The sequence below is a fragment of the Streptomyces sp. enrichment culture genome, assembly GCF_964272895.1.
Taxonomy (GTDB): domain Bacteria; phylum Actinomycetota; class Actinomycetes; order Streptomycetales; family Streptomycetaceae; genus Streptomyces.
This window is the reverse complement of the sequence record NZ_OZ186832.1, coordinates 6,542,550-6,563,904: the sequence shown is the minus strand read 5'-3', so window position 1 is coordinate 6,563,904 and position 21,355 is coordinate 6,542,550. Positions and strand designations below refer to the sequence as shown.

General features: G+C 73.6%; 17 protein-coding genes. 6 read left to right on the top strand and 11 right to left on the bottom strand.

What is annotated here, in order from left to right:
• Positions 1 to 55: 55 nt before the first annotated feature.
• Both ACSU6M_RS29330 and ACSU6M_RS29325 read right to left on the bottom strand, forming a co-directional pair.
• Positions 56 to 1,693, bottom strand: a complete 1,638-nt coding sequence (locus ACSU6M_RS29330) for a carbamoyltransferase family protein (protein WP_437073693.1) — start codon at positions 1,691 to 1,693, stop codon at positions 56 to 58.
• 18 nt (positions 1,694 to 1,711) lie between these two features.
• Complete coding sequence (locus ACSU6M_RS29325) at positions 1,712 to 2,704, bottom strand: NAD-dependent epimerase/dehydratase family protein (protein WP_437073692.1); 993 nt, start codon at positions 2,702 to 2,704, stop codon at positions 1,712 to 1,714.
• Between the two features lie 295 nt (positions 2,705 to 2,999).
• Between ACSU6M_RS29325 and ACSU6M_RS29320 the strand changes: the two genes are divergently transcribed.
• Positions 3,000 to 3,851: a pentapeptide repeat-containing protein gene (locus ACSU6M_RS29320; RefSeq protein ID WP_437073690.1), complete on the top strand. Its 852-nt coding sequence runs from the start codon at positions 3,000 to 3,002 to the stop codon at positions 3,849 to 3,851.
• 93 nt (positions 3,852 to 3,944) lie between these two features.
• Here ACSU6M_RS29320 and ACSU6M_RS29315 read toward each other — a convergent pair whose 3' ends face one another.
• Positions 3,945 to 5,816: an ABC transporter ATP-binding protein gene (locus tag ACSU6M_RS29315; RefSeq protein ID WP_437075404.1), complete on the bottom strand. Its 1,872-nt coding sequence runs from the start codon at positions 5,814 to 5,816 to the stop codon at positions 3,945 to 3,947.
• Between the two features lie 214 nt (positions 5,817 to 6,030).
• Between ACSU6M_RS29315 and ACSU6M_RS29310 the strand changes: the two genes are divergently transcribed.
• The gene (locus ACSU6M_RS29310) at positions 6,031 to 6,795 is read left to right on the top strand and encodes a crotonase/enoyl-CoA hydratase family protein (protein WP_437073688.1); all 765 of its coding nucleotides are present in this window, start codon (positions 6,031 to 6,033) and stop codon (positions 6,793 to 6,795) included.
• A gap of 16 nt (positions 6,796 to 6,811) precedes the next feature.
• On the opposite strand, the gene ACSU6M_RS29305 is transcribed toward ACSU6M_RS29310, so the two are convergent.
• From ACSU6M_RS29305 to ACSU6M_RS29295, 3 genes are read right to left on the bottom strand one after another with little or no spacing between them, the layout of a single operon-like run.
• Positions 6,812 to 7,741: an FAD-dependent oxidoreductase gene (locus tag ACSU6M_RS29305; RefSeq protein WP_437073687.1), complete on the bottom strand. Its 930-nt coding sequence runs from the start codon at positions 7,739 to 7,741 to the stop codon at positions 6,812 to 6,814.
• On the bottom strand, positions 7,731 to 9,140 hold the full coding sequence (locus tag ACSU6M_RS29300; RefSeq protein WP_437073686.1) for an FAD-dependent oxidoreductase: 1,410 nt from the start codon (positions 9,138 to 9,140) through the stop codon (positions 7,731 to 7,733). The genes ACSU6M_RS29305 and ACSU6M_RS29300 overlap by 11 nt, the downstream gene beginning before the upstream one ends.
• A 25-nt stretch (positions 9,141 to 9,165) precedes the next feature.
• Positions 9,166 to 10,608 carry an FGGY family carbohydrate kinase gene (locus tag ACSU6M_RS29295; protein ID WP_437073684.1) on the bottom strand — a complete coding sequence of 481 codons (1,443 nt, stop codon included), beginning with the start codon at positions 10,606 to 10,608 and terminating at the stop codon, positions 9,166 to 9,168.
• A gap of 312 nt (positions 10,609 to 10,920) precedes the next feature.
• On the opposite strand from ACSU6M_RS29295, the gene ACSU6M_RS29290 reads away from it, so the two are divergent.
• Entirely contained in the window at positions 10,921 to 12,018 is a 1,098-nt protein-coding gene (locus tag ACSU6M_RS29290; RefSeq protein WP_437073683.1) for a mechanosensitive ion channel family protein, read from the top strand.
• A gap of 8 nt (positions 12,019 to 12,026) precedes the next feature.
• Here ACSU6M_RS29290 and ACSU6M_RS29285 read toward each other — a convergent pair whose 3' ends face one another.
• Entirely contained in the window at positions 12,027 to 13,583 is a 1,557-nt protein-coding gene (locus tag ACSU6M_RS29285) for a M1 family metallopeptidase (RefSeq protein WP_437073681.1), read from the bottom strand.
• Positions 13,584 to 13,793: 210 nt separating this feature from the next.
• Here ACSU6M_RS29285 and ACSU6M_RS29280 point away from each other — a divergent pair, with 210 nt between their 5' ends.
• Positions 13,794 to 16,010, top strand: a complete 2,217-nt coding sequence (locus ACSU6M_RS29280) for an NADP-dependent isocitrate dehydrogenase (RefSeq protein ID WP_437073679.1) — start codon at positions 13,794 to 13,796, stop codon at positions 16,008 to 16,010.
• Between the two features lie 160 nt (positions 16,011 to 16,170).
• On the opposite strand, the gene ACSU6M_RS29275 is transcribed toward ACSU6M_RS29280, so the two are convergent.
• A complete protein-coding gene (locus tag ACSU6M_RS29275; RefSeq protein WP_437073678.1) occupies positions 16,171 to 16,500 on the bottom strand; it encodes a DUF5713 family protein in 330 nt (109 codons plus the stop codon).
• 47 nt (positions 16,501 to 16,547) lie between these two features.
• On the opposite strand from ACSU6M_RS29275, the gene ACSU6M_RS29270 reads away from it, so the two are divergent.
• Positions 16,548 to 17,339: an N-formylglutamate amidohydrolase gene (locus ACSU6M_RS29270; RefSeq protein ID WP_437073677.1), complete on the top strand. Its 792-nt coding sequence runs from the start codon at positions 16,548 to 16,550 to the stop codon at positions 17,337 to 17,339.
• Between the two features lie 55 nt (positions 17,340 to 17,394).
• Positions 17,395 to 18,621 (top strand): cytochrome P450, encoded by a 1,227-nt coding sequence (locus ACSU6M_RS29265; protein WP_437073676.1) that lies wholly within the window; start codon positions 17,395 to 17,397, stop codon positions 18,619 to 18,621.
• Positions 18,622 to 18,646: 25 nt separating this feature from the next.
• Here ACSU6M_RS29265 and ACSU6M_RS29260 read toward each other — a convergent pair whose 3' ends face one another.
• The 3 genes from ACSU6M_RS29260 to ACSU6M_RS29250 form a co-directional block, all read right to left on the bottom strand.
• Positions 18,647 to 19,114: a hypothetical protein gene (locus tag ACSU6M_RS29260; protein WP_437073674.1), complete on the bottom strand. Its 468-nt coding sequence runs from the start codon at positions 19,112 to 19,114 to the stop codon at positions 18,647 to 18,649.
• The gene (locus tag ACSU6M_RS29255; protein ID WP_437073672.1) at positions 19,111 to 19,686 is read right to left on the bottom strand and encodes an RNA polymerase sigma factor; all 576 of its coding nucleotides are present in this window, start codon (positions 19,684 to 19,686) and stop codon (positions 19,111 to 19,113) included. The genes ACSU6M_RS29260 and ACSU6M_RS29255 overlap by 4 nt, the downstream gene beginning before the upstream one ends.
• Positions 19,687 to 19,817: 131 nt before the next feature.
• Positions 19,818 to 21,248, bottom strand: coding sequence for a S8/S53 family peptidase (locus tag ACSU6M_RS29250; RefSeq protein ID WP_437073670.1), 1,431 nt, complete (start codon positions 21,246 to 21,248; stop codon positions 19,818 to 19,820).
• Positions 21,249 to 21,355: the final 107 nt, after the last annotated feature.

The following is a 21,355-nucleotide window of genomic DNA, read 5'->3' as shown; positions in this document are numbered from 1 at the left end:
AGGCAGGGGCGGCCGATCGTCGGCACGACCACGGTGTAGGCGGGAGCGGCGGCCGTCATGCGAACACCGCCCCGCGCCGGATCGCGAACGGCCCGAGGGCCAGCAGGTCCACCGGGGCGGAGCCGAAGCACTCCAGGGCGTCCCGGGGATCGTCGACCATGGGCCGGCCCGCGGTGTTGAGACTGGTGTTGACGACGACGGGCAGCCCGGTGCGCCGCTCGAACGCGTCCAGCATCCGCGCCACGAGCGGCTCGGTCAGCCGGTCCACGGTCTGGATGCGGGCCGTGCCGTCGACATGGACGACGGCCGGGATCCGGTCCCGCCAGTCGGGGCCGACGTCGTGCACGAAGAGCATGTACGGGCTGGGCAGCGGCCCGTCGAACAGCTCGGCGGCGCGTTCGGCCAGCACCATGGGCGCGACCGGCCGGAACTCCTCGCGGCCCTTGACGGCGTTGAGCCGCTCCAGGTTCGCCGCGCGTCCGGGGTGGGCCAGCAGGGAGCGGTGGCCGAGGGCGCGGGGCCCGTACTCGCTGCGCCCCTGGAACCAGGCCACGATGCCGTCCCGGTCCAGCTCGGCGGCGACCGTGTCGGCGATGTCGGCGGGCTCCTCGTAGGGCACCCTGGCCCGCTCCAGCCAGCCGCGCAGTTCGGCGTCGGTCCAGTCGCGGCCGAGGGCGGCGGTCGGCATGGGCTCGGTGCGCGGCTCGGTCTGCCCGGCCACGTGCAGGGCGGCGCCGAGGGCGGTGCCGGCGTCTCCGGCGGCGGGCTGCACCCAGATGCGGCGGAAGGGGCTCTCCCGGTGCAGCCGGGTGTTGGCGACGCAGTTGAGCGCGACGCCGCCGGCCAGCGTCAGGACCTCGTCGCCGGTACGGCCGTACAGCCAGTGCGCCAGTTCCAGCAGGACGTCCTCCAGGCAGAGCTGGGCGCTGGCGGCGAGGTCGGCGTGGTCCTGGGTCCAGGGCTCGCCCTCGGTGCGGGGCGGCACGAGGGACGCCCAGGGCACGGGCCGGGCGGTGAAGCCGCCGTCGCCGTCGGCGTGGACGTAGGGCCGCAGCTGGTCGGCGAGGCGCGGTTTGCCGTAGGAGGCGAGGGCCATGACCTTGAACTCGTCGCTGCTGCGCAGGAAGCCCAGGTGCTGGGTGAGGTCCTCGTAGAACAGGCCCAGGGAGTCGGGCAGGGTCTGGGTGGCCAGGACGTCGAGGCGGGGTCCGGTGTAGCGGCCGGCGAGGTGGGAGCAGCTCTCGCCGCGGCCGTCGAGCACCAGGACGGAGGAGTCGGGGTGCGGGGAGGCCGGTCCGGCGGAGGCGGCGTGGGCCACGTGGTGGGGGACGAAGCGCACCCTGTCCGCATCGAGGCCGGGCAGGGCCTCGGCGAGGAACTCCGGGGCGCGGCGCGCGTACTCCTGGCGCAGGTGGTCCCAGGGGTCGTGCAGGCCCATGGCCTCGGCGGGGCGGGCCAGGGAGGGGTCGTAGGAGTAGGCGACCGCGTCCAGGTCGGCGGGGGTGAGGCCGGCCCGGTCCAGGCACCAGCGGGCGGAGCGTTCGGGCAGTTCCCAGGCGGAGAAGGGGACGGGCCGTTTGCCGTGCTTACGGCGGGTGAAGCGTTCTTCCTCGGCGGCCGCGACGACCGTGCCGTCGACGACGAGGGCCGCGGCGGGGTCGTGGAAGAGGGCGTTGATTCCCAGCACGCGCATGCGGGTCTCCAAAGGCGCTCAGGGCTGCGGGGCGGGCTCGCGGGCGGGCTGCGCGGCCGCGAAGTAGGCGATGGTCTGCTTGATGCCCTCCTCCCAGGGCACGCGGGGCGTCCAGCCCAGCAGCTCGCGGGCCAGGGAGGTGTCGGGGCGGCGGCGCTGGGGGTCGTCGACGGGCCGGTCCACGAAGGTGATGGTGGAGGAGGACCCGGTCAGCTCCACGACCCGGCGGGCGATGTCGCGGACGGCGACCTCGTCGGTGCCGCCGATGTTCACCGGCCGTACCGAACGGCTGGCGGCGACCAGCAGGATGCCGTCGACCGTGTCGTCGACGTAGCACAGGGAGCGGGTCTGGGTGCCGTCGCCGGCGACGGTCAGGGGCTGCCCGGCCAGGGCCTGGCAGACGAAGGTGGGCACGGCCCGGCCGTCGTGGGCGCGCATCCGCGGGCCGTAGGTGTTGAAGAGCCGGACGATGCCCGCGTCGGTCCCGAGGGTGCCGGCGTGGGCGGTGACCAGGGCCTCGGCGAACCGTTTGGTCTCGTCGTAGACGCTGCGCGGTCCGACCGGGTTGACGTTGCCCCAGTAGTCCTCGCGCTGCGGGTGGACCAGCGGGTCGCCGTACACCTCGGAGGTGGAGGCCAGCAGGAAGCGGGCCCCGTCGCGCTCGGCGACGGCGAGCATGCCGCGGGTGCCCAGGCTGCCGGTGTCGAGGGTCTCCAGGGGCAGCCGCAGATAGTCCGCCGGGGAGGCGGGGCAGGCGAAGTGCAGCACCAGGTCGTAGGGGCCGGCCAGGCGCTCGGGGGCGTCGGGGGCGCAGACGTCGATGTCGATGAACCGGAAGCCGGGCCGGCCGAGCAGATGGCTGATGTTGCGGGTCGTTCCCGACACGAGGTTGTCGGCGCAGTCGACTTCGGCACCCGAAGCCAACAGGTGCTCGCACAGATGGCTGCCGAGGAAGCCGGCGCCGCCGGTCACCAGGGCACGGCGCCAGGGGGCACGGGTCGAAGGGTTCATGCGTCGTCCTTGTGAGCGGTGCGGAGTCCGTGTGCCGCTTGAAGGCACGGGCCCGTCTCGCGGGCAACGAGCGACATCTCTTGAGGTGGCCGCCCTGCCCGGCAGGGCGCGCACCGCCACGGGTTACCCCACGAGTTGGTTTCACACGTTGATTCCTGGTTTGTGACCGATGGAAGTCGACTCATGAGGCGTCCTGTGAAACACGCAGGCCGGCGGGGGTGATGCCTCTGCGAGAATGGCTGGCCGCCGGGGCATCGCCCGGTGCCCCCGCCCGTGTACGAGGAGAGATCGCCCGGTGACCCGACAGCGCAAGGCCCCGTCCGCGGGCCCGGCCCTCATCGCCGGCCCGGACCTGGAGGAACTGCGGTCGGACTGCGGCTCCTGCTTCGGCCTGTGCTGTGTGGCCCTGCCCTTCGCGCGCTCCGCGGACTTCGCGGTCGACAAGCCGGCCGGTGAGCCCTGCGCCAACCTGGACGCGGACTTCCGCTGCGGGATCCACGACCGGCTGCGCGACTCGGGCTACCGGGGCTGCACCGTCTTCGACTGCTTCGGGGCCGGGCAGAAGGTCTCCAGGGTCACCTACGGCGGCACCGACTGGCGCCGGGCGCCCGGCACGGCCCGGCAGATGTTCGAGGTGTTCCCGGTGATGCGGCAGCTGCACGAGCTGCTGTGGTACGTCGCCGAGGGCCTCGCCCTGGACGTGGCCCGCCCCGTGCACAAGCGGCTACGGCGTGAGTACTCCCGCCTGCGCTCCCTCACCCGCGGTGCCGCCGCCGACCTCCTGGCCCTGGACGTGAACGCCCTGCGCGGCGAGGTCAACGTCCTCCTGCTCCAGGTCGGCGACCTGGTCCGCGCCCAGGTGCCCGGCCGCACCCGCAATCACCGGGGCGCCGACCTCATGGGCGCCCGCCTCGCCGGCGCCGACCTGAGGGGCGCGAGCCTGCGCGGCGCCCTCCTGATCGCCGCCGACCTCACGGGTGCCGATCTGCGCATGACCGACCTGATCGGCGCCGACCTGCGCAACGCCGACCTCAGCGGCGCCGATCTGACCGACAGCGTCTTTCTGACCCAGGCCCAGGTGAACGCGGCGCGGGGAGATGCGACGACGAGGCTGCCGAGGACACTGGACCGGCCGGCGCATTGGTGATGCCGGCGAGGTGACGCCCTCGGGGGCACGGGGAGCCGCGCGATCAGCCACCACGCCGCCCCCGCCGGGCGCCGGAACCGGGCACCTCGGACCTCAGACGGCCACCCCCTGCTGCTCCTCGAACTGCGTCCGGTACAACTCGGCGTAGCGGCCCTCCGCCGCCAGCAGCTCCTCGTGCGTCCCCCGCTCCACCACACGCCCGCCCTCCAGCACCAGGATCAGGTCGGCGGACCGCACCGTGGACAGCCGGTGCGCGATGACCAGCGCCGTCCGCCCTGACAGCGCCTCGGCGAGAGCCTCCTGCACCGCCGCCTCGGAGGTGTTGTCTAGATGCGCCGTGGCCTCGTCGAGCACCACGACCCGCTGCCGGGCCAGCAGCAGCCGTGCGATGGTCATCCGCTGCCGCTCACCGCCGGACAGCCGGTAGCCCCGCTCCCCCACCACCGTGTCCAGCCCGTCCGGCAGGGACCGCACCAGCTCCTCCAGCCGAGCCCGCCGCAGCGCGTCCCACAGCTCCTCGTCCCCCGCGTCGGGCCTGGCCAGCAGCAGATTCGCGCGCACGGTGTCGTGGAAGAGATGCCCGTCCTGCGTGACCATGCCGACAGCCGAGCGCAGCGACCGCGCGCTCACCTCCCGCACGTCGACGCCCCCGATCCGCACCGCGCCCTCGTCCACGTCGTACAGCCGGGGCAGCAGCTGCGCGATCGTCGACTTGCCCGCCCCCGAGGAGCCGACCAGTGCCACGGTCCGCCCCGGCTCGGCCCGGAAGGACACCCCGTGCAGCACCTCCGCGCCACCGCGGGTGTCCAGGGCCGCGACCTCCTCCAGCGAGGCGAGGGAGACCTTGTCGGCCGACGGATATCCGAAGCGGACGTCCTCGAACTCCACCGCCACCGGCGCCTCGGGCACCTCCCGCGCGTCCGGCCGCTCCTCGATCAGCGGCACGAGATCCAGCACCTCGAACACGCGCTCGAAGCTGACCAGTGCGCTCATCACCTCGACCCGCGCCCCGGCCAGCGCCGTGAGCGGCGCGTACAGCCGGGTCAGCAGCAGCGCGAGCGCGACGACGGCACCGGGCTCCAGACTGCCGCGCAGCGCGAACCAGCCGCCGAGTCCGTAGACGAGGGCGAGCGCGAGGGCGGAGACGAGGGTCAGCGCGGTCATGAACACCGACTGGGCGGTGGCCGTGCGCACCCCGATCTCGGCGACCCGCCCGGCCCGCGAGGCGAACTCGGCGGACTCCTCCTCCGGCCGCCCGAACAGCTTGACCAGGGTGGCGCCGGGCGCCGAGAACCGCTCGGTCATCCGGGTGCTCATCGCCGCGTTGAGCGCCGCTGCCTCACGCTGCATCCGGGCCATCCGGGCGCCCATGCGCCGCGCGGGCACCACGAACACCGGCAGCAGCACCAGCGCGAGCAGGGTGATCTGCCAGGACAGGGTGAGCATGACGGCGAGCGTGAGCAGCAGCGTGACCACGTTGCTCACCACACCGGACAGCGTGTTGCTGAACGCCCGCTGCGCGCCGATGACGTCGTTGTTGAGTCTGCTGACCAGCGCCCCCGTGCGGGTGCGGGTGAAGAAGGCCACCGGCATGCGCTGGACGTGGTCGAAGACGGCGGTCCGCAGATCGAGGATCAGCCCCTCGCCGAGCCGGGCCGACAGCCGGCGCCCGAGGATGCCGAGCGCGGCCTCGACCAGGGCGATGAGCGCGATCAGCAGGGCGAGGCGTACGACGGTGCCCTCCTCGCCACCGGTCACGATCGCGTCCACCACCCTTCCGGCGAGCACGGGCGTGGCGACGGCGAGCAGCGCGGTGGCGATCCCGAGCAGCACGAACAGCGCGATACGACGGCGATGGGGGCGGGCGAACGCGGCGATCCGGCGCAGGGTGGCGACGGCGAAGGGCCGGCTGTCCTGCTGGGCGTTCATGACGCTGTACAGCTGCGTCCAGGCGGTGGTCTCCATGTTCATGGCGACGACCGTAGGACCTGAAGCAAACATGAGGTCAAGGATTTTCGAGGCCGACACCGGGGTCGGCGCCGGTCACCACCGCCACGGCGTCGGCCGGGAGCCCACCGTGCCCCACTCCGCGGGAGCGCACCGTGCCCCACTCCGCAGGAGCGCACCGTGACACACTCCTTCGTCGTCGCTCCCGCGTCGAGTCGAAGGGGATTCCACCATGCCGGTCCGCGTCGAACGACACGGTCACGTCACCACCGTCGTCCTCTCCCGCCCCGAGGTCCGCAACGCGGTCGACGGGCCGACCGCCGCCGAACTGGCGGACGCCTTCCGCGCGTTCGAGGCGGACCCGCGGGCGCGGGTGGCGGTCCTGTGGGGCGAGGGCGGCACGTTCTGCGCGGGCGCCGACCTCAAGGCGCTCGGCGGCGAGCGCTCCAACCGGGTCGAGCGGGACGGTGACGGGCCGATGGGGCCGACCCGGATGCGGCTGTCGAAGCCGGTGATCGCCGCCGTCGCGGGGCACGCGGTGGCGGGCGGTCTGGAACTGGCCCTGTGGTGCGATCTGCGGGTCGCCGAGGAGGACGCCGTCTTCGGGGTGTTCTGCCGCCGCTGGGGCGTCCCGCTGATCGACGGCGGCACGGTACGCCTGCCCCGGCTCATCGGCACGAGCCGGGCGATGGACCTGATCCTCACCGGCCGCCCGGTCCCGGCCGCCGAGGCGCACGCCATCGGCCTCGCCAACCGTGTCGTCCCGACCGGCACGGCCCGTACCGCGGCCGAGGCGCTGGCCGCCGAGATCGCCGCTTTCCCCCAGGGCTGCCTGCGCTCGGACCGGGCGTCCGTCCTGGACCAGGAGGGCCTGGGCGAGGAGGAGGCGCTGCGGGTGGAACTCGCCCATGGCACAGGGGTGTTGGCGCAGAGCCTGGAGGGCGCCGCGCGGTTCGCGGCGGGGGCGGGGCGGCACGGTTCGTTCGACGCGGGGTGAGGACGCGCGCCGGCCGTCAGCGGGTGAGTGCGGTGAGGATCGCGTCCGCCGCCCGTTCGCCGTCCCGCGCCGCCTCCCGCGCGCTCCGGCCGGGGCGGCTGAGGCCGCCCGCGGCGAACACGCCGGGGCGTGAGGTGCGTACGGAGCCGTCCCCCGCGGGGTCGAGGGTCAGGCCGCCGCGCCGGGCCAGTTCGTGCTCGGGCACGAAGTCGCCGGTGAAGACGACGGTGTCGCAGGCCAGCACCGCCGTACGGCCGTCCCGGTGCCGTACGCGGACGCCGGACAGGCGGCCGTGGCCGAGGAGTTCGGCGACGGTGGTGCCGGTGAGCAGCGGAACCCCGCGCAGCAGACGGGCGGTGGCGGTCCGCACGGGCGCCGCCCCGGCGCGGTCCCGTTCGGTGACCATGGCGACGGCCTCGGCGCCCGCGGCGCGTACGGTGCCGACGGCGGCGTAGGAGACGTCCTCGGCGCCGACGACGACGGCCCGGCTGCCGATCCGCTGCCCGAACAGATGGACGGCCTGCTGGAGTTCGCCCGTGGTGTAGACGCCGGCCGGGCGGGTGCCCGGCACCAGGCGGGCGGCGCGGGGGCGTTCGCGGCAGCCCGTGGCCAGGAGGACGGCCCGCGCGGCGACGGTCTCCGGCCCGTCGGCGCTCACCGTGTCCAGGGCGAGCGGCCCGGCCCAGTCCAGGACGGTGACGCCGGTGCTGACGACCGCGCCCGCGCGCCGGGCGCCCGCCAGCAGCTGCCGGGCGTAGGCGGGTCCGGTCGCCGGGCGGAGCCAGGTGCCGAAGCCGCCGTGCGCGCAGTACCGGGGCACTCCCCCGGCCCGCGTCTGACGCTCCAGGACCTCCACCCGGCCCGCTCCGGCGGCGGCCAGCCGCGCGGCGGCCGCGAGCCCGGCGGGACCGGCGCCGACGATCAGGACGTCCGCCTCACGCGTCATGCCCGGCCCCTTCCAGCAGCGCCCGCAGGGCCGCGCCGCAGTGGAAGCCCTGGCAGCGGCCGGCCCTCGCCCGGGTGCGGCGGCGCAGTCCGTCCAGGGTGCGCGGCGGGATCGTACTGGCGAGGGCGTCCCGGATCTCACCGCGGGAGACCTGCTCGCAGGGGCAGACGAGGGTGCCGTACTCCGGGTCGGCGGCGACCAGTTCGGGCTGCCGGCAGGGGCGCGGGACGGCGGCGCCGAGATGGGGCATGGTCACCGGCGCCAGCTTCCTCGGCCGGCCCGTGTCGAGGCCGGAGGCGGCCAGCAGGCCGACGACGTGGTCGGCGAGGGCGAGGGAGGCGGTCAGGCCGGTGGAGCGGATGCCGCCGACGACGACGTACGTCTGCTCGGGGTGGGCGCGGATGCGGTAGTCGTCGTGCTCGGTGGCGGCGCGCAGCCCGGCGTAGACGGCGGTGACCTCCTCCTGAAGCAGCCGGGGCAGGATGCGGCGGCCCTTCTCCCGCAGCGCGGTGATGCCTTCGGCGGTGGACTCGGTGGCCCGCTTGTCGTCCAGGTCCTCCGCGGTGGGGCCCAGCAGGACGTTGCCGTGCACGGTGGGCGCGACCAGGACGCCCTTGCCGAGTGCGGTGGGCACGGGCAGCAGGATGTGCCGGACGAGGCCGCGGGCGAGCGAGTCGAAGACGATCAGCTGGCCGCGGCGCGGGGTCACCGTGAAGTCGTCGTGGCCGAGCCGCCGGTCGAGGGTGTCGGCGTGCAGCCCGGCCGCGTTCACCAGCCAGCGGGCGCGCAGGGGCCCGCGGGCGGTGGTGAGGGTGTGGACGGCGTCCCGCCGGCTCGCGTCCGTGACCGGCGCCTCGAGGTGCAGGTCGACTCCGTGCCGCACGGCCTGGGTGGCGTAGGCCAGGGTCGTGGTCCACGGGCAGACGATGCTCTCGCCGGGGACGTGGAGGGCGCCCAGCGCGCCGGGGCCCAGGTGGGGTTCGCGCCGGTACAGCTCGTCCGGGCCGAGCGGCCGTGCGGCGTCGTAGCCGTTGCGGACGGCCTTGTCGGCGAGGCGGGGCAGGGCGGCGAGCTGCTCCCGGTCCCAGGCGACGAGGAGGGCGCCGACGGGTTCGACGGGGATGTCGGACTCCGCGGCGTAGGCGGCGAGCAGCCGGGCGCCCTCACGGACGAGCCGCGCCTCCAGGGAGCCGGGTGTGGCGTCGAAACCGGTGTGCAGGATCGCGGTGTTGGCCTTCGACGTCCCCTCCCCCACGTCCTCGCGGGCCTCCACCAGCGCCACCCGCAGGCGCGCGTGCCGCGCGAGCGCGCGGGCGATCGCGCACCCGACGACTCCGGCACCGACGACCGCGACGTCGTACAGCTGCCGCGGCAGCGGTCCGCTCCTGGTGACGGTCATCGGCGGCCCACGGCGGACGGGGGTGTCATGGGCGCGCGCCCCTCTCCAGTACGGCGGCCACCGCGTCCCGGAACACGCCGAGCCGTTCCTGCGCCTCCTCCGCCGTGATGCGGGGTTCGTACACCGCGGACGGGCGCCACTCGGGCAGCGCCTCGGCCAGGGTGAGCCCCGGTTCGGCGCCGAGGCGGGCGAGGACGCCGGCGCCGAGGGCGGTCGCGTCGGGCAGGGCGGACACCTCGACGGGGCGTTGCAGCAGGTCGGCCTGGGTCTGCATGAGCAGGGCGGAGCGGGTGAGGCCGCCGTCGACGCGGAGGTGGGTGAGCGGGCTGCCGAGATCGGCGGCGGCCGCGTCGGCGAGCTCCACGACCTGCGCCGCCAGGCCCTCGCACAGGGCGCGGACCAGGTGGCCGGGGCCGCTGTCCAGGCCGAGGCCGGTGAGCGCGCCGCGGACATCGCCGCGCCACCACGGGGCGGCGAGCCCGGACAGTGCCGGTACGAAGGTGACGCCGCCGGCGTCGGGGACCGCGCCGCCCACCCGGTCGAGGTCGGCGGCGCCCTGGATGACGCCGAGGTCGGTGAGCCAGCGGACGGCGGAGGCGGCGGTGTAGACCTGGCCGTCGAGGCAGTAGCCGGTGCGTCCGCCGAGCCGCCAGGCGACGCAGGCGACCAGGCCCGAGTCACCGCGCCGGGGTGTGCCGCCGGTGTGCGCGAGCAGGAACGCGCCGGTGCCGTAGGTGCATTTGGCCCCGCCCGGCCCGGTCAGGTGCTGGGCCAGCAGGGCGGCCTGCTGGTCGACGACGAGGCCGGTGAGCGGGATCTCGGGGCCGAAGGCACGGGTCGTACCGACGACGTGGGCGGCGTCGACGACGTCCGGCAGGCGCTCGTCGGACAGGCCGTACAGGTCGAGGGCGCGCGGGGACCACGTCACCCGTTCCAGGTCGAGGAGCTGGGTGCGGCCGGCGGTGGCGGCGTCGGTGGCGAAGGCGCCGGTGAGGCGGTGCACCAGCCAGGCGTCGGAGGTGGTGACCACGCCCTCGGTGGTGAGGTGACGGCGGATCCAGGCCATCTTGGGCGCGGCGAAATAGGGGTCCACCGGCAGCCCGGTCAGCTGCCGCAACTCCTCGTCGTGCGGGGCCAGTCCGGCACACAGCGGCTCGGCCCGCCGGTCCTGCCAGACGAGGGCGTCGGTGAGCGGGCGGCCGGTGGCCGGGTCCCAGGCGAGCACGGTCTCGCCCTGGTTGGCCAGGCCCATCGCCGCGACCGGTTCGCCCGCCGCGGCGAGCGCCTGCCGGCCGGCGTCGAGCACCGAGCCGTACAGCTCACCGGGGTCCGCCTCCACGCGGCCGCCGGGGAGGTGGCGGGGGCGCACCGGCGCGAACCCGGCGCCGATCACGCCGCGCTCGGGGCAGATCACCAGCGCCTTGGTGCCGGAGGTGCCCTGGTCGACGGCGAGCACGGCCGCGGTCATCGGACCGGTCCCCGGACGGTCTCGGCGGTGTGCACGGGCCCCGCGCTCATCGGTCCCCTCCCCCAGTGATCACGGCTCGCCAGCCTGCCCGCGCCGCCCGCGGGCCGTCAAGGGCGGCCGGACGCCGACCACGTGCGCGAACTGGTGTTCCGGATACGGCAGGATGAGCGCTCGCGCCGGTGTGCGACCCGTCTCCGGCCGGCGCACGAGCACATCCCGAAACCGAGCAGGTGACAACGTGACGACACTTCACATCCGGCCGCCGGCGGCCCCCTCCGCCGCCGCACACCGTCCGCGCGGGGGTGCCCGGTGGTGACCCGCTCGCTGACCGTGCACGACTGCATGCTCGCCGGTATCGCGCTCGCCGCGGGCCTGCTGGCGGCGTTCGCGCTGCGCATCCTGCTGCGCTGGCTGGGCAAGCAGGCCGACCGCACCCGCTGGGGCGGCGACGACGTGCTCGTGGACGGGCTGCGCACGGTGCTGCCGTGGGCCGCGGTCCTGGGCGGGGCCGCCGCGGCGGGAGCGGTGCTGCCGCTGACCCGGACCGCGCAGCGGCATGTGAACCAGTCCCTGACCGTGCTGCTGATCGTCGCGGCGACGGTCGCCGCGGCCCGGGTGGTCGCCGGGCTGGTGCGCACGGTGACCGAGTCCCGCTCCGGGGTCGCCGGTTCGGCCACCATCTTCGTGAACATCACCCGCGTCGTGGTCCTGGCGATCGGCTTCCTGGTGGTGCTCCAGACGCTGGGCATCTCCATCGCCCCGATGCTCACCGCCCTCGGCGTGGGCGGTCTGGCCGTGGCGCTCGCCCTCCAGGACACCCTCGCCAACCTCTTCGCGGGCATCCACATCCTCGCCTCCAAGACCGTGCAGCCGGGCGACTACATCAAGCTCAGCAGCGGCGAGGAGGGCTATGTCACGGACGTCAACTGGCGCCAGACCACGATCCGTTCGCTGTCCAACAACCTCATCATCATCCCCAACGGACGCCTGGCCGGCGCCAACATGACCAACTACAACCGCCCCGAGCAGGAGCTGACGATCCTGCTCCAGGCGGGCGTCGCCTACGACAGCGACCTGGAGCACGTGGAGAGGGTGACCGTCGAGGTCGTCGACGAGGTGATGCGCGAGATCACCGGGGCGCTGCCGGAGCACGAGGCGGCCGTGCGGTTCCACACCTTCGGCGACTCCCGGATCAACTTCACGATCATCCTCGGTGTCGGCGAGTTCAGCGACCAGTACCGGATCAAGCACGAGTTCATCAAGCGGCTGCACCGGCGCTTCCGTGAGGAGGGCATCCGCATCCCGGCGCCCACCCGCACGGTGTCGCTGGAGCAGGGTGCGGTGGTCATCCCGCAGCAGCGCACGGTGGCGGCCGAGCCGGGCGACCTGAGCGCCGCCCGGCTCGACTGACGGCTCGCTCAGAGAGTCGCCGAGTTGTCGTGCGGGTGCCCGCCCCGACGGTGGTGCGGGGCGGTGAGGGCCGGGTTCACCGGGGTGACCGTCCAGTCCGGGTGGCCGGGCATCCGCGGGGTCTTCGTGCCGTACAGCCACTCGGTGAGGAAGCCGGACAGGTCCTCGCCGGAGACCTCCGAGGCGACGGCGATGTAGTCCGCGGTGGACGCCGTGGAGTTGCGGTGGCGGGCGAGGAAGGCGCGCTCGATCGCGTCGAACGCGCTCTGTCCGACCCGCTGCCGCAGCGCGTAGAGCACGAGGACGCCGCCCAGGTAGCGCTGGGAGTCGAAGAGGTTGGCCTCGTCGGGGGCGGCCACCGGGCCGGACGTCCGGCGCCACTGGTCGCCGAGCGCGTAGGTGTGCTTCATCCGCGCCTCCAGCGAGGTCATGCCGAGCGAGTCGGGCCAGCCGCGCTCGTAGCGGTAGAGCAGCCCGTAGTAGTCGGCGTGGCCCTCGTTCAGCCAGAGGTCGGCCCAGGTGGCGGGGCTGACACTGTTGCCGAAGTAGGAGTGCACCACCTCGTGCATCATGTGCGAGCCGATCTTCTTCTCCTCCTGGAGGAGGTAGTTCGGCTTGTACAGGGTGAGCGTCTGGGTCTCCAGACCGGTGAAGTCGAACGCCTTCGGGTCGTCGGTGTTGCAGGGCAGCAGTCCGTACGTCTCGAAGGGGAAGGCGCCCAGGCGCGCCTCGATCCACTCGACGATGCCCGGTGTCAGCGCGAGCGCGGGTTCCAGCGCGGCGGCGCGCGCGGTGGGCACGATGTCGCGCAGCGGCAGTCCGTGCGGGCCGGTGCGCTCCTTGACCTCGTAGGCGCCGACGGTGATCTGCACCACCTCGGTGGCGATGAGGTGGCGGGAGCGGTAGCAGTAGGCGGTGCGGCCGTCGGCGAGGGTCTCGGTGCCGGTGAGGGTGCCGCTGGCGACGCCGCGCAGACCGGCCGGGACGGTGAGGCGGAAGGTGAAGTCCGCCTTGTCCGCCGGGTGGTCGTTGCAGGGGAAGACGGTGTGCGCCGACTTCGGCTGCGGGCACAGCGCGAAGCCGTCCGGGGTGGGCACCCAGGCGGTGTGCGGGAGGGTGCGCCGCGGGTCGGCCGTGTAGGCGACGGTGATCCGGGCGCCGGCCTTCGCGGGCAGCGGCTTGGCGGGGGTGATCCGCAGCTTCTCGCCCTCCTGGGCGTGCGCGGCCGGACGGCCGTTCACCCGGACGGCGTGGATGTCGAGGCCCAGGGCGTCCAGGGAGAGGCGGCTGAGGGCCTGGGTGGTGGTGATTCGGAGGGTCGCCGTGCCGGTGACGGTCCGGGCGGTGGCGTCCCAGGCCAGGTCGAGGTGGTAGGCGGCGACGCGGTAGCCGTCGTTGCCGAGGCCGGGGTAGACGGGGTCGCCCAGGGTCTCGGGGCCCGGGGACGGCTTGTGGGCGGTGCCGCGGTGTTCCCCCGTGGCGGCGTGGGCCGGCAGGCCGGCGGTCAGGGCCGCCGCCGTGCCGATGAGGGCGGCCGGGGCGGTCACTCTGCTGCGATATCTCATGGTCCGCTTTCGTTCGGGCGGCCGGCTGGTCAGGTCCGGCCGTCGTCGACGATCTGACGATCACCCCCCATGACCGCCAGATCACCCTGTCCGGTTCCGCCGCGGCGCGCACGATCTGTGGCCGCATCCGGCCGGACCCCTGTCGAGACGGGGGCGATCACGAGATATCTTGATGTCGAGCAATGTTGCAGACGTGGAGCGGAGCACCCGGTGACTGACTCGACCATCATCTATACGCACACTGACGAGGCCCCGGCCCTGGCGACGTATTCCTTCCTGCCGGTGGTCCAGGCGTACGCCTCGCAGGCGGGTGTCTCTGTGGAGACCCGGGACATCTCGCTGGCCGGGCGCATCATCGCGGTGTTCCCGGAGTACCTGAGCGAGGACCAGCGCATCCCCGACGCGCTGAGCGAGCTGGGCGAGCTGGCCAAGACGCCCGCGGCCAACATCATCAAGCTGCCGAACATCTCGGCGTCCATCCCGCAGCTCAAGGCCGCGATCGCCGAGCTCCAGGGCCAGGGCTACGCGCTGCCGAACTACCCGGACGACCCGAAGACCGACGAGGAGCGGGAGATCAAGGCCCGCTACGACAAGGTCAAGGGCTCCGCGGTGAACCCGGTCCTGCGCGAGGGCAACTCCGACCGCCGCGCCCCCGCCTCGGTGAAGAACTACGCCAAGACCCACCCGCACCGCATGGGCGCCTGGACCCCCGAGTCCAAGACGAACGTGGCGACCATGGGCGAGAACGACTTCCGCTCCACCGAGAAGTCGGTCGTCGTCGCCGAGGACGGCACGCTGAAGATCGAGCTGGTCGCCGAGGACGGCACCACCACCGTGCTGCGCGAGTCCGTCCCGGTGCTCGCCGGTGAGGTCGTCGACGCCTCCGTGATGCGCGTCGCCGAGCTGCGCAAGTTCCTCGCCGCGCAGGTCGCCCGCGCCAAGGCGGAGGGCGTGCTGTTCTCCGTGCACCTGAAGGCCACGATGATGAAGGTCTCCGACCCGATCATCTTCGGCCATGTCGTGCGCGCCTTCTTCCCGAAGACGTTCGAGCAGTACGGCGAGACGCTGGCCGCCGCCGGTCTGTCCCCGAACGACGGTCTGGGCGGCATCTACAAGGGCCTGGAGGCCCTGCCGAACGGCGCGGAGATCAAGGCGTCCTTCGACGCCGAGCTCGCCGAGGGCCCGGCCCTGGCGATGGTCGACTCCGACAAGGGCATCACCAACCTGCACGTGCCCTCCGACGTCATCGTCGACGCCTCGATGCCGGCCATGATCCGCACCTCCGGCCACATGTGGGGCCCGGACGGCCAGGAGGCCGACACCCTCGCGGTGCTGCCGGACTCCTCCTACGCCGGTGTCTACCAGGCCGTCATCGACGACTGCCGCGCCAACGGCGCCTACGACCCGTCGACCATGGGCTCGGTCCCGAACGTCGGCCTGATGGCGCAGAAGGCCGAGGAGTACGGCTCCCACGACAAGACCTTCGAGATCGCGACCGCGGGCACCGTCCGCCTGGTCGACCAGGCCGACAACGTCCTGATCGAGCAGCCGGTCGCCGAGGGCGACATCTTCCGCGCCTGCCAGACCAAGGACGCCCCGATCCGCGACTGGGTCAAGCTGGCCGTCACCCGCGCCCGCGCCACCGGCGACCCGGCGGTGTTCTGGCTGGACGCCACCCGCGCCCACGACGCCAACCTGATCGCCAAGGTCGAGCAGTACCTGCCGGAGCACGACACCGAGGGCCTGGACATCCGGATCCTCGCCCCGGTCGAGGCGACCAAGCTGTCGGTGGAGCGCATCCGCCGCGGCGAGAACACGATCTCGGTGACCGGCAACGTGCTGCGCGACTACCTCACCGACCTCTTCCCGATCCTGGAGCTGGGCACCAGCGCCAAGATGCTGTCGGTCGTCCCGCTGATGGCGGGCGGCGGCCTGTTCGAGACGGGCGCCGGCGGCTCCGCGCCGAAGCACGTCCAGCAGCTGGTCAAGGAGAACTACCTGCGCTGGGACTCCCTCGGTGAGTTCTTCGCGCTGGTCCCGTCCCTGGAGCAGTACGCGGCGGCCACCGACAACCCCAAGGCCAAGGTCCTCGCCGACACCCTGGACCGCGCCACGGCGACCTTCCTCAACGAGGACAAGTCCCCGACCCGTCGCGTCGGCGGCATCGACAACCGCGGCAGCCACTTCTACCTGTCCCTGTACTGGGCGCAGGAGCTGGCCCAGCAGACCGACGACGCCGACCTGGCGAAGGCGTTCGCCCCGCTGGCGGAGTCCCTGGCCGCCAACGAGCAGAAGATCGTCGAGGAGCTGATCGCCGTCCAGGGCAAGCCGGTCGACATCGGCGGCTACTACCAGCCCGACCCGGCCAAGGCCGCGGCCGTCATGCGCCCGTCGGCCACCTGGAACGAGGCCCTCGCGTCCCTGTGACGCCGGGCTGATTCCCAGGCGTACCGCCTGAACAGCGCCCCGGCCGGCACCGCGCCCGGCCGGGGCGCCGTCGTCCCCGGCGCAGCTCGCCGGTCCCGGCGCGGATCACCGGTCCCCGCGCAGCACCGGGCCCGGCGCGGATCACCGATCCCGGCGCAGCTCACCAGTCCCGCGTGGCGATCAGCTCCTCCACGTCCGCGTCCGGGAACCCGTACGCCTGGGCGATGAACCAGAAGTCCTCGGCTATCAGCTCGCGGCCCACGGTCTCGATGTCGAAGTCGTCGTCCTGGAGGTCGTTGAACTCCTCGGTCGCCTCCCGGGTCAGCGCGTAGAGCGCGGTCACGTCGGCGGGCCGGTCCCGCTCGATCCGCTCGCACAGGCGCAGCAGGATCTCCTTGCCGCGCGCCACCGCCTCCTCGGGGTAGTAGTCGTCCTCCTCCAGGCCCTTGAGGAACGGATGTGCGGCCACCTGCCGGTTCTCGATCGTCATGATGCGATCATGCAGCACACCACTGACAACGCACCGGGAGCCGACCGATGACCTCTGCCGAAGCGTCCTTCCGCGTTCTGCCCGGCTCCGACGACTCCCCCGTGATCCTCCATGTCCCGCACTCCTCGCGGGAGATACCCGCCGAGGTGCGCGGCGGGATCGTGCTGGACGACGAGGCGCTGGAGACGGAGCTGGACCACATCACCGACGCGCACACGGCGGAGATCGCCGCGGAGGCGGCCCGACGGGCGCGGCTGACGCCCTGGCGGTTCGTGAACGGGCTGTCGCGGCTGGTCGTCGATCCGGAGCGGTTCCCGGACGAGCGCGAGGAGATGCTCGCCGTGGGGATGGGGGCCGTGTACACGCGGACGACGCACAAGGAGGTGCTGCGGGAGGGGGACGGGGACCCGGAGCCGCTGATCGAGCGGTACTTCCGGCCGTACGCGCGGGCCATGGCCGAGGCCGTGGCCGAGCGGCTGGCGGCGACCGGGCGGGCCGTGATCGTCGATGTGCACTCGTACCCGAGCCGGGCGCTGCCCTACGAGCTGCACGGGGCCGGTCCCCGGCCCCCCGTGTGCCTCGGCACCGACTCCTTCCACACACCGCCCGAGCTGCTGGCCGCCGCGCGCGAGGCGTTCGGGGAGACCGGGCTGGACAGCCCGTTCGCGGGGACGTACGTGCCGCTGGAGTTCTACGGGCGTGACCCGCGCGTCGCCGCGCTGATGGTGGAGATCCGGCGGGACACGTACATGAGCGAGCCGGGCGGGCCGGCCGGTCCCGGGCTCACCGCGCTCGCGGCGGCGCTGGCGCGTCTCGTGGACGCCGTGCCCCGCGGCTGATCCGGCTGGAGCACTCCGGCGCGACAGGCGGCGCCGGGCCGGGGAGGGTGGGGGCATGACCGAGGAGACCACCACGCTGACCGGGCAGGCGCCGCCGCCCGTGTGGGACTGGCCCGCGCTGGACGTGACCGGCACGGACTTCGACCCTGTGCTGGCCCAGCTGATGCGCGAGGGCCCGCTGACCCGGATCCGGCTGCCCCACGGGGAGGGGTGGGCGTGGCTGGCCACCCGCTACGAGGACGTACGGTTCATCACCAACGACCCCCGGTTCGGACGGGCCGAGGTGACACGGCGTCACGTGACGCGGATGGCACCGCACTTCAAGCCGCGGCCCGGTTCGCTCGCCTTCGCCGACCAGCCCGACCACAACCGGCTGCGCAAGGCGGTCGCCGGCGCGTTCACGGTGGGCGCGGCCAAGCGGCTGCGGCCCCGGGCGCAGGAGCTGCTCGACGAGCTGGTGGACGGGGTCGTGGCGGACGGGCCGCCCGCCGATCTGGTCGAGCGGGTGCTGGAGCCGTTCCCGATCGCCGTCGTCAGTGAGGTGATGGGGGTACCGGCCGAGGACCGCGAGCGGGTGCACTCCTGGACGCGGGTGATCATCTCCACCGTCGGCGCCGAGGCCGCCGAGGCCGCCAAGCAGGGGCTGTACGGGTGGATCACCGAGACCGTGCGGGCCCGTGCCGACAGCCCCGGTGAGGATGTGTACTCCCTGCTCGGGCGGGCCGTCGCCCGGGGCGAGGTGCGCGAGGAGGAGGCCGTGGGCCTGGCCGGGCCGCTGCAGATCGGCGGCGAGGCGGTCACCCACAACTGCGGGCAGATGCTGTTCCTGCTGCTGACCCGGCCCGAACTGATGAGCCGGATGCGCGGGACGCCGGAGGAACGCGGCCGCGTCGTCGACGAGTTGCTGCGGTTCGTCCCGCACCGCAGCAGCGTCGGCCTCGCCCGGATCGCCCTGGAGGACGTCGAGGTCGCCGGCCACCGCATCGCCGCGGGCGAGCCGGTGTACGTGTCCTACCTCGCCGCCAACCGCGACCCCGAGGTCTTCCCCGACCCGGACCGCATCGATCCGGACCGCGAGCCCAACGCCCATCTCGCCTTCGGCAACGGCCCGCACTACTGCACCGGCGCGGTGCTCGCCCGCCTCCAGACCGAGCTGCTCCTGGACACCCTGCTCGCCCGGCTGCCGGACCTGCGGCTCGCGGTCCCCGCCGACCAGGTGCCCTGGCGCACCAGGACGATGATCCGGGGACCGAAGAGCCTGCCGTGCGCCTGGGGGTCGTAGCCCGCCGCCGCGCTTCAGCGGCCGCTCAGGCGCGCAGCCACTCCGTGACCACCACCTGCCCCCCGGTCCGCAGCCGCAGGGCGAACGGGCCGGACGGCGGTGCGTCGCCGGTGAAGCGGCCCATGTCGTCGGCGGCGAGGGAGGTCGGCACCGCCGGGTGCGGACCGCCGAGGACCTCGATGCCGGCCGGCTGAGGGGGCAGCACCTGGCCCATCAGACCGTCGCCGGTGACCTCGACGTCGACGGTCAGGTCGCCCGCGCGGAAGGTCAGCATCCGCGGCGGGTCGGCCACTCCTCTGACGGGAATGCCGTCGACCAGCGAGTCGAAGGTCAGCTCGGCGATCCGCGCGTCGAGGTCGTGCAGGGCATAGGCGTCCACGGCGATGCGCCGCAGCTCGGCGGGGACGGGGTCCAGGACCGTCGCGGCGCGCCTGAGCTCCTCCTCGAGTAACCCGTTGTCGAAGGCGTCTTCGTTCCCGTGGTTGGTGTTCACAGCGTTCCCCGTGCGTCGATTCGGGCGCGCAGCCGTCGCAGACAGCGCTGGCGCAGCGGTCCGATGGAGCCCACGGCGATCCCCAGGGCCGCGGACACCTCCTGATAGGTGGGCGGCGGCGAGGCCATCAGCACCCGCAGCAGCTGCCGGCAGCGCTCGCCGAGCGCCTCGAACTCCTGCCACATCCGGCGGATCCGCTCGGTCTCGGCGGCCGCCTCCTCGGAGTCCAGCACCGACTGCTCGGGCGTGCGGTCCTCGCTGACCCGGTCCAGGAGCTGGGGGTCGTCGGTGGGGGTCAGCCGCTTGAGGCTCTTGATGACTTTCAGGCTCTCGTGCCGTGCGGTGCTGGCGAGCCAGGAGCCCGCCTTGCCCGGTTCGCGCAGCCGCCCCAGGTGCTGAGCGAAGCGGAACCAGACGGTCTGGTAGACCTCGTGCGCGTCGGCGTCGGACAGCCGGTGGGCGCGCACCACCGACCACACCAGCGGGCTCAACCCTTCCACCAGCGCTTTCCAGGCCGCCGCGTCACCGTCGACGGCCGACTGGACGAGCGCGCCGACATCTGCACGGTCCACGGCCCCACCCCTCGAGTACGGCCTGTCATCGTACGCCGTGGAAGGGCTTGTTCCGATCCTCGTACGCGCACCGGTCGTCGTACGCGCCTCGGTCGTCCTGCGCGCCTCGGTCGTCCTGCGCGCCTCGGTCCTCATGAGGTCGGCGCGACCGGCACCGGTCGCCAGGTGGGCGGCAGCAGGGCCGGCACATGCGCCCCGCGCACCTCGGCGAACTCGGTGGTGGCGGCGAGCAGTTGGGCGCGGGCCAGGCGCGGGTCGGTCTCCTTGTGGGCGGTCATGTGCGCGGCGATCATCCCGGCGACCACCGGGGTGGCGAAGGAGGTGCCGCTCCAGCTGGCGTACCCCTCGAACATGACCTGGTCGGCCTTGCCGGTGCCGCCGCCGTGCTGCTCGCTCAGCACCCCGGTGTGGCTGGGGGTCTGGCAGGTGCAGGCGTAGCCGAAGCCGTAGCGGCAGGCGTCGTAGGTGGAGTGCTGGTAGATGTACGGGACCGGCGTGGCGAAGCCGGTGAGGGCGCTGGTCAGGCGCTCGCCGGGGGCGTACGCCTTCACCCAGGGGCCGTGGTTGGAGAAGCAGGCGCCGAACTCGCCGTCGCCGCGCAGCGCTCCGACGGACAGCACGGCGTCCTGGTAGTCGGGGAGGGCGGCGTAGGCGGCGGGCCAGAAGGGCGTGGCGCTGGCGTTGTTGCCGGCGGCGGCGATCAACAGGGTGCGCCGCTGCTTGAGTTCGCGCATGAAGTTCTCGATGCCGAGCAGGCCGTCGTCGCGGCCGTTGGAGGTGCCGGCGGACAGGCTGAGGATGTCGGGCCAGCCGCTGCGGTCGACGGCCTCGAAGAGTTTCTCGCCGAATTCCGACTCCAGGATCGCGCCGGCGTCGTTGAGCGCGTTGCTCACCGTGACCTCGGTGTTGGGTGCGACGGCCGCGACGAGCCCGGCTATGAAGGTGCCGTGGCCGACGTACTGCTGGAGGACGCCCTCCTCGTCGGTCTCCCGTATCTGGGCGTCGCCCTCGGTGTGCGCGAGCGGCGGGTAGGAGCGGTAGTCGTGCATCAGGCCGGTGTCGACGACCAGGACGCCGACGGCGGTCTCCGGGTTGTACGGGGTGGTGTCCGGGCCGGGGTTGGGGGTGTCGGATCGCGGGACGGGCACGGGCTCGTCGCCGGGGCAGGCGTTGACCGCGATGGAGACCAGGTGGTTGCGGCTGGCCAGACGGCGTCCGGCACGACCCTCGGCCCGGCGCAGCGCGCGCAGCGCGGCGGCCACCTCGCGGTCGCCGCCCGCTCTGAGGCCCTGGCCCGGGTCGCCGACCTGGATGCGGGTGATGCCGGAGCGGTTGGTCTGCGGGCTCGCCCGGCGCACGGTGTCGGCGGTCAGGGCCGGGTTCTCGGTGAAGTGGGCGCGCACGGTGTCCTCGACGAGGCGTGCCTCCTCGCCGTCGCGGGCGAGGACGACGCCCTTCTCGTAGATGAACTCGGCGGAGTCGTCGGGCCCCATCGCCAGGGGGACGTCCGGCAGTGAGCGCTGGATCTGGTCGAACTGCTCGGAGAAACGCTGCGGAGCCATGGGGTGTCCTCCCGTTGTGGCCATGGTCGTCAAACAGAGCCGCGGAACCGTTGCCTGATACAGACCCCGCCACGTGTGCAGCGGTTCCGCCGCCACTACCATCCGTG

Excerpts from the sequence above, each read along its gene's own strand:
- ACSU6M_RS29330 (WP_437073693.1), bottom strand. The coding sequence starts at position 1,693 with ATGCGCGTGCTGGGAATCAACGCCCTCTTCCACGACCCCGCCGCGGCC.
- ACSU6M_RS29325 (WP_437073692.1), bottom strand. The coding sequence starts at position 2,704 with ATGAACCCTTCGACCCGTGCCCCCTGGCGCCGTGCCCTGGTGACCGGC.
- ACSU6M_RS29315 (WP_437075404.1), bottom strand. The coding sequence starts at position 5,816 with ATGGAGACCACCGCCTGGACGCAGCTGTACAGCGTCATGAACGCCCAG.
- ACSU6M_RS29310 (WP_437073688.1), top strand. The coding sequence starts at position 6,031 with ATGCCGGTCCGCGTCGAACGACACGGTCACGTCACCACCGTCGTCCTC.
- ACSU6M_RS29305 (WP_437073687.1), bottom strand. The coding sequence starts at position 7,741 with ATGACGCGTGAGGCGGACGTCCTGATCGTCGGCGCCGGTCCCGCCGGG.
- ACSU6M_RS29300 (WP_437073686.1), bottom strand. The coding sequence starts at position 9,140 with ATGACCGTCACCAGGAGCGGACCGCTGCCGCGGCAGCTGTACGACGTC.
- ACSU6M_RS29295 (WP_437073684.1), bottom strand. The coding sequence starts at position 10,608 with ATGACCGCGGCCGTGCTCGCCGTCGACCAGGGCACCTCCGGCACCAAG.
- ACSU6M_RS29285 (WP_437073681.1), bottom strand. The coding sequence starts at position 13,583 with ATGAGATATCGCAGCAGAGTGACCGCCCCGGCCGCCCTCATCGGCACG.
- ACSU6M_RS29275 (WP_437073678.1), bottom strand. The coding sequence starts at position 16,500 with ATGACGATCGAGAACCGGCAGGTGGCCGCACATCCGTTCCTCAAGGGC.
- ACSU6M_RS29270 (WP_437073677.1), top strand. The coding sequence starts at position 16,548 with ATGACCTCTGCCGAAGCGTCCTTCCGCGTTCTGCCCGGCTCCGACGAC.
- ACSU6M_RS29265 (WP_437073676.1), top strand. The coding sequence starts at position 17,395 with ATGACCGAGGAGACCACCACGCTGACCGGGCAGGCGCCGCCGCCCGTG.
- ACSU6M_RS29250 (WP_437073670.1), bottom strand. The coding sequence starts at position 21,248 with ATGGCTCCGCAGCGTTTCTCCGAGCAGTTCGACCAGATCCAGCGCTCA.